Annotated in this window: 11 protein-coding genes; 4 read left to right on the forward strand and 7 right to left on the reverse strand. The window is 63.2% G+C overall.

Annotated elements, in window-relative coordinates; translation table 11 throughout:
- The first annotated feature begins 169 nt into the window (after positions 1-169).
- On the forward strand, positions 170-718 hold the full coding sequence (locus tag ACTJKT_RS09500; RefSeq protein ID WP_440786889.1) for a cytochrome b: 549 nt from the start codon (positions 170-172) through the stop codon (positions 716-718).
- Here the strand turns inward: ACTJKT_RS09500 and ACTJKT_RS09505 are convergent.
- Together ACTJKT_RS09505 and ACTJKT_RS09510 are read right to left on the reverse strand one after the other, a co-directional pair.
- Positions 715-1,647 (reverse strand): 1-aminocyclopropane-1-carboxylate deaminase/D-cysteine desulfhydrase, encoded by a 933-nt coding sequence (locus ACTJKT_RS09505; protein WP_440786890.1) that lies wholly within the window; start codon positions 1,645-1,647, stop codon positions 715-717. The two genes, ACTJKT_RS09500 and ACTJKT_RS09505, sit on opposite strands and share 4 nt — an antisense overlap.
- Before the next feature lie 237 nt (positions 1,648-1,884).
- On the reverse strand, positions 1,885-3,924 hold the full coding sequence (locus ACTJKT_RS09510) for an oxidoreductase (protein ID WP_440786891.1): 2,040 nt from the start codon (positions 3,922-3,924) through the stop codon (positions 1,885-1,887).
- A 211-nt stretch (positions 3,925-4,135) separates the two neighbouring features.
- On the opposite strand from ACTJKT_RS09510, the gene ACTJKT_RS09515 reads away from it, so the two are divergent.
- Both ACTJKT_RS09515 and ACTJKT_RS09520 read left to right on the forward strand, forming a co-directional pair.
- Positions 4,136-5,266: a carbon-nitrogen hydrolase family protein gene (locus ACTJKT_RS09515; protein ID WP_025804771.1), complete on the forward strand. Its 1,131-nt coding sequence runs from the start codon at positions 4,136-4,138 to the stop codon at positions 5,264-5,266.
- 4 nt (positions 5,267-5,270) lie between these two features.
- Complete coding sequence (locus tag ACTJKT_RS09520; protein WP_440786892.1) at positions 5,271-6,308, forward strand: AraC family transcriptional regulator; 1,038 nt, start codon at positions 5,271-5,273, stop codon at positions 6,306-6,308.
- Positions 6,309-6,326: 18 nt separating this feature from the next.
- Here the strand turns inward: ACTJKT_RS09520 and ACTJKT_RS09525 are convergent, their stop codons facing one another.
- The 3 genes from ACTJKT_RS09525 to ACTJKT_RS09535 all read right to left on the reverse strand — a co-directional run bounded on the left by ACTJKT_RS09525 (position 6,327) and on the right by ACTJKT_RS09535 (position 8,514).
- Complete coding sequence (locus tag ACTJKT_RS09525; RefSeq protein WP_440786893.1) at positions 6,327-6,524, reverse strand: hypothetical protein; 198 nt, start codon at positions 6,522-6,524, stop codon at positions 6,327-6,329.
- Between the two features lie 129 nt (positions 6,525-6,653).
- On the reverse strand, positions 6,654-7,523 hold the full coding sequence (locus ACTJKT_RS09530) for a DUF2242 domain-containing protein (protein WP_440786894.1): 870 nt from the start codon (positions 7,521-7,523) through the stop codon (positions 6,654-6,656).
- A 91-nt stretch (positions 7,524-7,614) separates the two neighbouring features.
- Positions 7,615-8,514 (reverse strand): LysR family transcriptional regulator, encoded by a 900-nt coding sequence (locus ACTJKT_RS09535; RefSeq protein WP_440786895.1) that lies wholly within the window; start codon positions 8,512-8,514, stop codon positions 7,615-7,617.
- Positions 8,515-8,639: 125 nt separating this feature from the next.
- On the opposite strand from ACTJKT_RS09535, the gene ACTJKT_RS09540 reads away from it, so the two are divergent.
- Entirely contained in the window at positions 8,640-9,845 is a 1,206-nt protein-coding gene (locus ACTJKT_RS09540; protein ID WP_440786896.1) for an MFS transporter, read from the forward strand.
- 54 nt (positions 9,846-9,899) lie between these two features.
- Here the strand turns inward: ACTJKT_RS09540 and ACTJKT_RS09545 are convergent, their stop codons facing one another.
- Both ACTJKT_RS09545 and ACTJKT_RS09550 read right to left on the reverse strand, forming a co-directional pair.
- Positions 9,900-11,771, reverse strand: coding sequence for a SurA N-terminal domain-containing protein (locus tag ACTJKT_RS09545; RefSeq protein ID WP_440786897.1), 1,872 nt, complete (start codon positions 11,769-11,771; stop codon positions 9,900-9,902).
- 233 nt (positions 11,772-12,004) lie between these two features.
- Positions 12,005-12,334 (reverse strand): HU family DNA-binding protein, encoded by a 330-nt coding sequence (locus ACTJKT_RS09550; protein WP_020296819.1) that lies wholly within the window; start codon positions 12,332-12,334, stop codon positions 12,005-12,007.
- Between the last annotated feature and the right edge of the window lie 6 nt (positions 12,335-12,340).

Consider the following 12,340-nt stretch of genomic DNA (forward strand, 5'->3'; position numbering starts at 1 on the left):
CGGCCATTGGCCTCACCCGAACGGCAGCCCGGTCCAGGGCTGCCGTTTTTTATCGGTACCCGCTCAAACTGCGCATTTGCCCCGGGCAGAGCCTCGGAAACAGGATTACAGTTACAGCACTCCGTCGCCAAGAACGGAGGCTACTGACCTGATGAACGAGGAAGGATCTATGCCCTGGAAGAACTCCGACAACCGTTACAGCACGGTGTCGATTGCATTGCATTGGCTGATGCTGGTGTTGCTGATCGCGGTCTACGCCTGCATCGAATTACGCGGCATTTTTCCCAAGGGCAGCGGCGGCCGGACGCTGATCAAGGAAGCCCACTTCATGCTCGGCCTGACCGTGTTCGTGCTGGTCTGGCTGCGCCTGCTGGCCCGTAGCCTGGGGGTGGCGCCGAAGATCCTGCCGGCTCCGCCGAGCTGGCAGATGATCCTGGCCAAGCTGATGCACTGGGCTTTGTACCTGTTCATGATCGCCATGCCGATCCTCGGCTGGCTGATCACCAGCGCCGAAGGCCACCAGGTGATGTTCTACGGCATCGACCTGCCGCTGCTGGTGGCTGAAGACAAACAGTTGGCCAAGCAGGTCGAAGGCTGGCACGTGCTGCTGGGCACCGTCGGCTACTGGCTGATCGGGCTGCATGCGGTGGCCGGGCTTTATCACCACTACTTTATGCGCGACAACACCCTGCAACGCATGCTGCCCAAGCGCGGCTAAGGCTGCGCCGGCACGGCGAAACCCCGGCGGCCCTGCAAGCCGCCGGTATGCACGAAGACCAGGCGGCTGCCGGCGGCAAAGCGCCCGGCCTCCACCTGTTGCTTGAGGGCCAGCAAGGCCTTGCCGGTGTACAGCGGCTCCAGGGGGATGCCGCTGTGGCGTTCGCTCTCTTCGATAAACGCCAGCAGCAGCGGATCGACCTTGGCAAAACCGCCGCGACTGCTGTCGAGCAGTTCATAGCGCGCGGCCTGTAGCCCCGCCTCCCGCACAATAGCCGCCACCTGTTGCTCGACCCCATGATCGTCCGGCACCGCCAGGGCGCCGTACACCGGGTGGGCGCCGGCCTCCCCCAGCACCAGCCCGGCCAGGGTGGTGCCGGTGCCGGCGGCCAGCCACCAGCCGTGATAGTCGTCCCAGCCCAGGGTATTAAACTGGCTGCGCACCTGGCTCACCAGTGGCATGCAGCCGGTCGCTCCGAGCAGGCCGCCACCGCCCTCCGCCACCGGGAACAATTCAGGGTACTGGGCCTGCCAGGGCTGCCAGAACTCTGGCTCATGCCGCGCCCGGTAGCCGCCGTAACCCAGCCAGTGCAGCTGCATGCCAAAGCCTTGCAGGTCGAGCACGGTGGGCGTGTCCTGCGGATGGCCGCGCAGCAGCCCCACGGTGGCGAAACCGAAACGTTTGCCGGCAGCCGCCAATGCATGCAGGTGATTGGAGTGAGCGCCGCCCAGGCTGATGATGCCCTGCGCACCGGCTTCGCCAGCCGCCGCCAGATGCGGGGCGAGCTTGAACCACTTGTTGCCGGAGATCAGCGGGTCGATCCGGTCCAGGCGCAGAACCGCCACTTCCACCCCGGCGCGGGACAGCCAGTCGAGGGCCAGCGGTTGCAGGGGCGCGCTCGGCAGCCAGTGGAAAGGTCCGAGGTTCATGGGCGGGCTGGAACGACAGCAGGAAGACAATGCATCGCGGGCGGGTTCTGAATGATGAAGGCGGGAAGTTTACCAGCCTCAGTGGCCCTATCGCGGGCAAGTCGGATCGCCGCCCGCTCGCTCCTACGGACCGCACGGACCTGTAGGAGCGAGGCTTGCCCGCGATGGCGTCGGAACAGCCATAAAAAAGCCACCGGGACTCTACACAGAATCCCGGTGGCCTTGATTACCGCTGGATCAGAGTCCGGCAGCCAAGCGCGAGCCCTGGTTGATCGCACGCTTGGCGTCCAGCTCGGCGGCCACGTCGGCGCCACCGATCAGGTGCACGTTCTGCCCGGCGGCCACCAGGCCTTCGTGCAGTTCGCGCAGCGGGTCCTGACCGGCGCAGATCACGATATTGTCCACCGGCAACACCTGCGGCTCGCCGCTTTCGCCGATGCGGATATGCAGGCCGGCGTCGTCGATCTTCAGGTATTCGACGCTGTTGAGCATCTGCACCTGCTTGTTCTTCAGGCCGGTACGGTGGATCCAGCCGGTGGTCTTGCCCAGGCCGTCGCCGACCTTGGAGGTCTTGCGCTGCAACAGGAACACCTGACGCGCCGGAGCATGACGCTCAGGCTTGACCCCGGCGACGCCGCCACGGGCCTCCAGGTGCGTGTCGATGCCCCACTCCTTCCAGAAGGCTTCGCGGTCCTGGCTGGTGGCCACGCCCTGATGCACGAGGAATTCGGAGACGTCGAAGCCGATGCCGCCGGCCCCGATCACCGCCACTTTCTGGCCCACCGGCTTGCGCTGCAGCAGCACGTCCAGGTAGCTCAGGACCTTGGCGTTATCGACGCCCGGGATCGCCGGCGTGCGCGGGGCGATACCGGTAGCCAGGATGATTTCGTCATAACCGCCGGCCACCAGTTGCTCGACATCGACCCGGCGGTTCAGGCACAGCTCGACGTGGGTGGTCTGCAGCTTGCGCTTGAAGTAGCGCAGGGTTTCGAAGAACTCTTCCTTGCCCGGCACGCGCTTGGCGACATTGAACTGGCCGCCGATTTCGCTGGCCGAATCGAACAGCGTCACCTGATGGCCGCGCTCGGCCGCCACGGTCGCGGCGGACAGCCCGGCAGGGCCGGCGCCGACCACGGCGATCTTCTTGATCTGCTGCACCGGCAGGTAGTTGAGTTCGGTCTCGTGGCAGGCCCGCGGGTTGACCAGGCAACTGGTGAGTTTGCCGCCGAAGGTGTGGTCCAGGCAGGCCTGGTTGCAGCCGATACAGGTGTTGATTTCATCGCCACGCCCCGCGGCCGCCTTGTTGACGAACTCCGGATCGGCGAGGAACGGCCGCGCCATGGAGACCATGTCGGCGTCGCCTTCGGCGAGGATCTGCTCGGCCACTTCCGGGGTATTGATACGGTTGGTGGTGATCAGCGGGATGGACACCGAACCGCGCAGCTTGGCCGTGACCTTGCTGAAAGCGGCACGCGGCACCTTGGTGGCGATGGTCGGGATCCGCGCTTCGTGCCAGCCGATACCGGTGTTGATGATGGTCGCGCCGGCCTGCTCGATGGCCTTGGCCAGTTGCACGATTTCTTCCCAGATGCTGCCGCCTTCCACCAGGTCGAGCATCGACAGGCGGAAGATGATGATGAAGTTCGGGCCTACCGCTTCGCGCACGCGGCGGACGATTTCCACCGGCAGGCGCATGCGGTTTTCGTAGCTGCCGCCCCAGCGGTCGGTGCGGTGGTTGGTGTGCGCGGCGAGGAACTGGTTAATGAAGTAGCCTTCGGAGCCCATGATCTCGACGCCGTCGTACTCGGCCTGCTGGGCCAGGGTGGAGCAGGTGACGAAGTCGCGGATCTGTTTCTCGATGCCCTCTTCGTCCAGCTCCTTGGGCTTGAACGGGTTGATCGGCGCCTGGATCGCGCTCGGCGCCACCTGTTTCGGGCTGTAGGCATAACGTCCGGCGTGGAGGATCTGCATGCAGATCTTGCCGCCCGCCTCGTGGACCGCGCGGGTGACGATACGGTGCTTGAGCGCCTCTTCCTCAGTGGTCAGCTTGGCCGCGCCGGAGTACACGCCGCCTTCGTCGTTGGGGCCAATGCCACCGGTCACCATCAGGCCCACGCCACCGCGGGCACGCTCGGCGAAGTAGGCGGCCATGCGCTCGAAACCGCCGGGCTTTTCTTCCAGGCCGGTGTGCATCGAGCCCATCAGGGTACGGTTGCGCAGGGTGGTAAAGCCCAGGTCCAGCGGGGCCAGCAAATGCGGGTAGTGAGCGGCGGCCATCGGTAACTCCACATCGATCGATCACGGAAAAAATGCGGAAGCTCTGCGGCCTCCGTCGGTCATGTTCGACAGACTAAGAGCAGCCCCCAAGGCGCTCAATGACCGTAACTGACAACTTATTGATCCAAATGCGCAGCCCACCCTTGGCAATCGCGGACATGGGCCCTACCCTAGTCAGCGAATCCCGCACACGGCTGCCGACTGTCTTCCCATGCGCAAACTTCTTTACTTCACCTTCACCCTGGCCCTGATTGCCGCCATCACCAGCTACGCCCTGTGGACCCGCGAGCGGCCGATCGGGCATTACCTGTCCGACCTGCGGATCAAGCTCGCGGTGGACCAGGGCACTCCCGCCGACCATGGCAACCTGCTGGGCATCCAGCCGGAACTGTTCCCCACCGATTACCAGAGCCCCGAACGCCTGCACCGCAAGCTCGCGGCCTACCTGCAACAGGCCCGGGACCAGGGGCTGCTGAACGAAAAGACCGTGGTGGTGCTGCCGGAGCACATCGGCACCTGGCTGATGGTCAGCGGCGAGAAAAACGAGCTGTACCAGGCAGCCAGCCTGAAAGAGGCAATGAACTGGCTGGCGGTGAGCAACCCCCTGCCCTTCCTGCGCGCCCTGATCACCGCCAAGGGCGACAACCGCCTGAACGACGCCCACTTGCGGATGAAGGCCAGGAGCATGGCCGAGCAGTACCAGCGGCTGTTCGGCGGCCTGGCCAAGGAATTCGGCATCACCCTGGTGGCAGGCTCCATTGTCCTGCCGGAACCGGTGATCGAAGGCAGCAACCTGCGCATCGGCAGCGGCGCCCTGTACAACACCACCCTGGTCTTCGGCAGCGACGGCCTGCCGATCGGCCAGCCGCAGCGCCAGCTGTACCCGACCTTCGACGAGCGCGGCTTTATCCAGGCCAGCGCCGACCAGGCTGTCCAGGTCGTCGACACCCCGGCCGGACGCCTGGGCGTGCTGATCGGCAGCGACAGCTGGTACCCGGACAACTACCGCAAGCTCAACGCCCAAGGCGCGCAACTGGTGGCGGTCCCGGCCTTCGTCATGGGCCGTGGCGCCTGGGACAGGCCATGGCGCGGCTACAAGAACCTCTCGACCCCGAGCGAGGTCAGCCTCAAGCCTGAAGAAGTCAGCGAAGGCGAAGCCTGGCGCCGCCTGACCCTGACCGGCCGCGCCCCCAGCAGCCTGGCCAGCGCCGGCGTCAGCGTGTTCCTGCGCGGCCAGTTCTGGGATCAGGGCAGCGCCGGACAAAGCTTCATCAACAGCAACGGCGAGCACTTCGCCGATGGCGATGCCCGTGGCGCCCGTTTGCTGAATATCTGGTTGTAAATCCATGAAGCCCCAACCGATGCGCCTCGGAGACCTATCGGTGGGCTTCGTCCATAGCCTGGCCGACGCCGTGCGCAGCCATGGCCTCGACCCACAGCCGCTGCTGGAACAATACGGACTGGATGCCGCGCGCCTGGCCGAGGCCGGAGCGCGGTTGTCGATTCCCCGCTACATGCGCCTGGGCCACGCGGCGATTCAACTGACCGGCGATCCGGCGCTGGGGCTGCGCATGGGCCAGCTCAGCCGCCTGAGCCAGGCCGGGCTGGCGGGCGTCACCGCTGCCCAGGCGCCGACCGTGCGCGAGGCCGCGCGCTGCCTGACCCGCTTCGAAGCGCTGTACGGCTCGAACTATCGCGGCCAATCGAGCTTCCATGAAGACGCCGACGGCGCCTGGCTGCGCTTCTACTCCATCAGCCCCTACAACGCCTACAACCGCTTTGTGGTGGACTCGATCCTGGCCGGCTGGCTGCAGCAATTGGGCAGCCTCGGCTCGCCGGTCAAGGCCGAACGCATCGAGATCGAGTTTGCCCAGACCGATTACCGCGACCGCTACAACAGCCTGGGGGATTGCCCGATCCAGTTCGGCGCCGAGCACAACCAGCTGCGCCTGAGCCAGGCCACCCTGGCCCAGCGCAATGTCGAGCACTGCCCCAGTACCTGGCGCCATCTGCTGCAACTCTGTGAACGGGAACTGGAGCAACTGACCCGCACCCGCAGCCTGCGTGAACGCATCACTCAGTTGCTGGGGCCTTTGCTCAATGGTGGCCGGGAGCCCGACCTGGAAGAAGTGGCGGCACGCCTGAAGCTGCCAACCTGGACCCTGCGCCGCAAACTCGCCGAGGAAGGGACGCAGTTTCGCGCCATTCTCAACGACACCCGCCGCGACCTGGCCATGACCTACATTCGCGATACCGAACTGGCCTTCGGGGAAATTGCCTATCTGTTGGGGTTTGCCTCAGCCGAGGCCTTTCAACGCGCCTTCAAGCGCTGGAGCGGCCAGACACCGGGTGAATTCCGTCGCAGCCACCGGCAGTCCGCCTGAAAAAAAACGCCACCGGCGTTACAGCTCGGTGGCGTCTTCTGCGGGTTCCAGCGGATCCAGTTCGAAAGCCTGGAATTCCAGCAGTTCTTCTTGGTAATCGTCCATGGCGGACTCCTTGTGTGTGGGGTGTAGGTAACCTTCTGAGTGAATAGCCTTATTACTGACCTTGGGCACCAGCATAAAGTGCCGGTGTGACAGAAAAAATACCGCGCGCAATCTCCGCCCCTCAAATGGAACGTAGCAGCTGGCAACGGATTTACCCGCGAGCTGGCAAAGAAATTTTCAGAGAGGCTCGGCAACCGCGGGATCGACCCCTGGGTCGATCCCGCAGCTATCCGCGGATGCTTAGTGTGGCAGCGCCGGAATCGGCTCTGTCGGAGCCGGCAGGGTGCTGGCAGGAGGCGGGGTAACAATCTCGGTGGCCGGCGTCGGCTCGGCAGGTGCGCTCGGCGCGATGGGCGCCGCTTCCGCGGGTGGCGCTAGCGGCTGCGAGAGGCTCGATTCGGCCGGCACAACCGGCGGGGTGGCCGGAGCTGGCTCGGTAGCCGGCACAGCAGGCGGTACCACAGGCGCCGGTTGCGGTGTCACTGGCGCCGGGGCTGGCGCTGCGGCCGGCTCGGCGGGCTTGGGTTCAGGCACGCCCAGATCGGTCTTCGGCTTCTCGATGATGTGCGCGGCCTTTTTCGCTTCCTGTGGCAGGAACAGCTCCACCAGGGCGAAATAACGCTCGTAGAACTTCGCCGAGGAAACCGTCTCGCTGGCGACCTTGACCATCGAGTCGTCGGTCGAGCCGATCGGCATCGACACCGAACCCAGCACGCCCACCCCCAGGCTCGCCGAGTTGTTGACCTTCTTCAGCGCATAACGGTCCTGCAGGGCGTTGGCGAACACCGTGGAGCGGTGATTGGTGTTGCCGTCCTGGGCGCACACCACGCTGAAGCTGATCTCCATGTGGGTTTCGCCCGTCTGCTGGAAGCTCTTGTGGCCACTGACCAGTTTCGGATCGCTGCTGGTGATGATGTAGCCCTGGCTGAGCAAGGCGCGACGAGCGGCCTCGCAGGAGGCCGTGTCACTCACCGGGTAATTGCGCGAAAAGGTGCCGGAGTCATCGAAGTTTTCATGCTCGTAAATGGCGGTCTTTTGCGACGAACAACCGGCGACGGCCGCCAGCAGCAGCGTCAACCCGGCGGCACGCAGGTGAAATGATCTATACATCGAAAATCCTGAGGAAAACGGTCCGGGGCGTATTGTGCAACAGTTCGAGGCTACAGGGCTCGCGGATTAGTGTCTTAAGGTTAATACAAGGTTACTGACCACGGTTTGCCGGAAAAAGTCGCGCGCACAGATGATCGATGAATACCCGCAGCTTGGCGGCGGTGTGCCGGCTCGCCGGCCAGAGCAGCCAGAAGGTGCCGTTGTATTCGAGATGCTCGTCGAGCACTGGCTGCAATTCTCCTCGCGCGATCGCCTCGTGCACCATGAAATCGGGCAGGCAGGCGATCCCCAGGCCACGCCGTACCGCGTGATCCACCGCTTCGATAGAGGTGCTGACAAAACGTGTCGGCAGCAGCGGTTCCGGGGCGTCGAGCGCTCGTCGCAATGGCCAGTGTTCGAGTTTGCCGGTGTTGTGGAAGGTATGCCGCAAGCATCCGTGGTTAGCCAGGTCCGCGGGCGTCCGCGGAACGCCATGCTCGCGAAAGTACTCAGGCGTGCCCACCAGCACCAGGCGGAACTGCCCCAACGACCGGGCTACCAGCCGTGAATCGCCGGGGCTGCCGGTGCGTATCACGGCATCGAACCCCTCTTCCACGACATCCACTATGCGGTCCGTCAGCTCGATATCCAGCTCGATCTGCGGATAACGCTGCATGAACTCCACCAACACCGGCATCACCAGGGCATGAACCTGCGGCAGGCTGACCCGCAGCTTGCCCCGCGGAACATTGGAAGACTTGCACAGATCGAATTCGGCCGCCTCGACCTCGGCGACAATCCGGCGGCAGCGCTCGAGAAAACTCGCGCCTTCGGCGGTCAGGGTGATACTGCGGGTACTGCGATGGAACAGCTGGGTCTCCAGGCGCTCCTCGAGCCGCGCGATGCTCTTGCCGACAGCCGACGACGATACCCCCAACAACCGCCCCGCCTCGGTAAAACTGCGGGTTTTCGCCACATGCAGAAAGACCGAGATATTGCTCAACCAGTCCATCGCCGACCTCGCCATTGCGGACATGGGTGTCCGATAAGTTCGGAACCTTAGCCTATTTTTCTCTTTATCACAGCGCCCTACCCTCAGCCTCCCTACTTCCTGAAACCTGTAGCGAGCCTGAGACCATGACCGAACCTCTTGCCACCGTCGACCTGCTGGACATCGAGTCCAGGCGTCGCGACCGACTTCCACTGGGCGGCCTGCTGGCGCTGGCGACCGCCGGTTTCATCACCATCCTTACCGAAGCCATGCCAGCCGGCCTGCTGCCGCAGATGAGCCAGGACCTGGCGGTGTCCCCGGCGCTGGTCGGCCAGTTGGTCACGCTGTATGCCATTGGTTCGCTACTGGCGGCGATCCCGCTAGTGATCCTCACCCAAGGCTGGCGCCGCCGTCCCTTGCTGATGATCGCCATAGGCGGTTTTGCCGTGGTCAACAGCGTCACGGCCCTCTCCACCAACTACAGCCTGATCCTGGTCGCGCGCTTTTTTGCCGGGATCTTCGCCGGGCTGCTCTGGGCCCTGCTGGCCGGATATGCCAGCCGTATGGTCGCACCGCACTTGCAGGGCCGGGCCATCGCCGTCGCCATGCTTGGCGCGCCGCTGGCTCTGTCCCTGGGAGTCCCGGCGGGCACACTGCTCGGTGCATTGGTCGGCTGGCGGGCCAGCTTTGCCTTGATGACGGTGCTGACTCTGGTTCTGCTCGGCTGGGTGCGCTGGCAGGTACCGGACTTTCCCGGCCTGCGCAGCGACAAGCGCCTGTCGCTGAAGAGCGTATTCGCCTTGCCCGGGGTCAAGCCGGTGCTGTTCGTGACCTTCGCTTATGTCCTGGGCCACAACATCCTCTACACCTATATCGCGCCGCTCCTGGAGCCGGCCGGTATCACCGGGCAGATCGACCGGGTGTTGCTGGTATTCGGCTTGACCGCAGTGCTGAGCATCTGGATCGTCGGCCTGCTGATCGATCGCTGGTTGCGCCAGTTGGTGCTCGTCAGTTGCACCCTGTTCGGCCTCTGCGCACTGCTGCTGGCGTTCCAGCCCGACGCGCCTGTCGCGGTCTACGCCTCGATGGTCCTCTGGGGCCTGTCGTACGGCGGCCTCGGCACCCTGCTGCAGACAGCCCTGGCAAAGACCTCCGGTTCCTCCGCCGACGCCGCACAGTCGATGCTGGTGACCGCCTGGAACCTGGCTATCGCCGGTGGCGGGCTGGTGGGTGGCGTGCTGCTGGAGGGCCCGGGCGTATTGTCGTTTCCCTGGGTGATCATCGGCCTGTTGCTGGTTTGTCTGCTGGTGGCCGTGAACGCCCGACGCCATGGGTTTCCCGCCATACGCTGAAAACAAAAACCCCGGCACGTTGGCCGGGGTCTCTGTTTGTACTTCAGTCAGGCATCAGAAACGCTTGATGTCAGCCTGGTTTTCCAACTGCTTGCGGTACGCCGCGAAGTCTTGCTGACCCGCACGCGAGGCGAGGAAGCGGCGGTACTGAGCCTTTTCTTCGTCAGTCGGTGCAGCGGCTTCGTTCACGCCACTCAGTTGCAGGACCACCAGGCTGCCATTCGGCAGGGTCACGCGGCTGAAGGTCGGCTTGTCCTTGGCCGCTGGCTTGGTCATGCGGAACAGGGCCTGCAGAACGATCGGCTCAACGCCTTCCTGGCCGCGGGTCACTGCTTCGGAAACCTTCCAGTTCTGGCCATCGACAGGCGCTTTCAGCGCTGTCTTGCCTTCACGCAGGCTGGCGATCAAGGCATCGGCCTTGGCCTTGGCGGCAGCACTGGCGTGCTCCTTGGCCAATTGCGTGCGGATGCTGCTGGCAACGCTTTCCAGCGGCAGCTGCTCTGGCTTGCGGTGCTCTTTGGCGCGCAGGACCACTACGGTTTCCGGATCCAGCTCGATGGCGGTGCTGTTGGCACCTTCATCCAGCACTTCAGGACTGAAAGCAGCCTGAATCACGGCGCGGTTGGCAGCGATGCCCTCGCCCCCTTCACGCCCGAATGGAGCGGAAGTGTGCACGGTCAGTTTCAGCTCTTGAGCCGGCTGGGCCAGATCCGAAGCTTCGAACGAGGAGTCTTCCAGTTGCTTGGTCGCCTCGACAAAACGCTGCTCGACCTGCTGGGTTTTCAGCTCGCGGGTCAGCTTGTCTTTCAGGCTGGCGAAACTCGGCACTTCAAGTGCCTCGACGCCCAGCAGCTTGATCAGGTGGAAACCGAAACCGGTGCGTACCGGCGCCGAAACCTGATCCTTGTTCAAGGCGTACAGCGCTTCCTCGAAGGCCGGGTCATAGACGCCAGGACCGGCATAACCGAGGTCACCACCGTTGTTCGCCGAACCCGGGTCCTGGGAGAACTCCTTGGCCAGCGCCTCGAAGCTTTCGCCCTTGGCCAGGCGTGCCTGGATCTCTTCGATCTTGGCCTTGGCCTGTGCTTCGTTCACCTTGTCGTTCACTTCGATCAGGATGTGCGCGGCACGACGCTGCTCGGACAGGTTGGCGGTTTCTTTCTGATACAGCGCCTGCAGCTCTTCGTCCTTGACGTTGACCTGATCGAAGAAGGAAGCCTTCTTCAATTCCAGGTAGTCGATGACCACCTGATCCGGCGACATGAATTCCTTGGCGTGTTCGTCGTAGTAAGCCTTGACCTCATCGTCGGTCAGTTTGACTGCCGCCGGGTCGGCCTTGATGGTCAGGGAAGCGTAGTCACGGGTCTGTTTTTCCAGACGAGCGAATGCCAGCACCTGGGCATCGGTCACGAAACCGCTGCCAGCCAGACCGGCGCGCACCTGGCCGATCAGCATTTCCTGAGCCAGCATCTGACGGAACTGCATCCGGCTATAACCCAGCTGACGGATCACCTGGTCGAAACGCTCAGGGCTGAACTTGCCGTCCACCTGGAATTCCGGTGTTTGCAGGATCACCTGATCCAGAGCGGCTTCAGAGAAGGCGAACTTGGAGTTTTCGGCGCCTTGCAGCAGCAGCTTGCGGTCGATCAGACCTTTGAGAGCCGCTTCACGCAGCATCTTCTCGTCGAGCAAGGAAGCATCGAAATCCTTGCCCAGTTGTTGCATGAGCTGACGGCGTTGCATATCAACCGCCTGGCTCAGCTCATTCTGGGTGATTTCTTCGCCATTGACCTTGGCCGCGTCCTGACTGGTGGAAGTGGCTTGAAAAATGGCATCGAAACCGGTCAGCGCCATCAGTGCGACGATGACCCCGATAATGGTCTTGGCAATCCAGCCTTGTGAATTGTCCCTGATATTCTGCAGCATGCGTCCCCCAGAAACGGTTGTACTTCAAATTAAGCAACCGTGGAGCGTGGGTAGAATCCGGATAGAAGAAAGGCGCATCCGAGGATGCGCCTTTCTCGTAACTGGCGGAGCGGACAGGGGCTCGAACCTTCGATCCCCGATGTGACAAACCGGATTTCTAACCGGCTGCCTTACCGCTCCGCTGCCAGGTCGGGAAAGACCCCGACCCGGGTAGGCAAAGGCTTGAAGGAAGCTTAGTTAACGGCTTCTTTCAGTGCTTTACCAGCTTTGAAACCTGGTTTTTTGGCTGCAGCGATTTCCAGCGTCTTACCGGTCTGTGGGTTACGACCAATGCGAGCAGGACGATCGGTAACAGAGAAAGTACCGAAACCAACCAGTACAACGGAGTCGCCAGCCTTAAGAGCGCCAGTGACGGATTCGATTACTGCATCCAGCGCACGGCCAGCAGCAGCTTTCGGGATATCAGCAGATGCAGCGATAGCATCAATCAGTTCCGACTTGTTCACTCTAAGTCCCCTTATATATCTATTTGAGTATGATTCTAAGTTTTTTGGTGAAAGCAAAAACCA

The organism is Pseudomonas sp. 22526, assembly GCF_052044735.1.
GTDB classification, from domain to species: domain Bacteria; phylum Pseudomonadota; class Gammaproteobacteria; order Pseudomonadales; family Pseudomonadaceae; genus Aquipseudomonas; species Aquipseudomonas piscium.